The following is a 391-nucleotide window of genomic DNA, read 5'->3' as shown; positions in this document are numbered from 1 at the left end:
CGGCAGCGCTGATCGCCCGCGTACGGGAGGAACGCTATGCGGAACAGCCATGACCTGACGGCGGCACGGTGGCGGAAGTCGTCGTACAGCGGGGGGACCGGCGGTGATTGCGTCGAGGTCGCCGACCTCCGTCCCCACATAGCCATCCGGGACTCCAAGAACCCCGCCGGAGGTGTAGTGACCGTTTCCTGCGGAGCGTTCTCCGTGTTCCTGCGCGCCCTCCGCTGAAAAAGCGGACGCGCTGAGGCGCCGCCGGCAGTACGGTCCTCCGGTGATCGATGAAGACGGTTACTTCGGAGAGCCCGTTGCCGCGGGGTACGACGAGTCGTCGGCCGAGATGTTCGCGGCGGAGGTGGTGGGGCCGGCCGTAGACCTGCTGGCGGAGTTGGCC

Annotated in this window: 1 protein-coding gene; it reads left to right on the top strand. The window is 68.3% G+C overall.

The window, feature by feature from the left end; genetic code table 11:
* The first annotated feature begins 36 nt into the window (after positions 1-36).
* The gene (locus tag IG05_RS46440) at positions 37-228 is read left to right on the top strand and encodes a DUF397 domain-containing protein (RefSeq protein ID WP_078894893.1); all 192 of its coding nucleotides are present in this window, start codon (positions 37-39) and stop codon (positions 226-228) included.
* Positions 229-391: the final 163 nt, after the last annotated feature.

Source organism: Streptomyces sp. NRRL S-1022, assembly GCF_000720135.1.
Taxonomy (GTDB): Bacteria; Actinomycetota; Actinomycetes; order Streptomycetales; family Streptomycetaceae; genus Streptomyces.
Note: the sequence above shows the minus strand (reverse complement) of the source record. Positions and strands in the feature narration are given on the sequence as shown.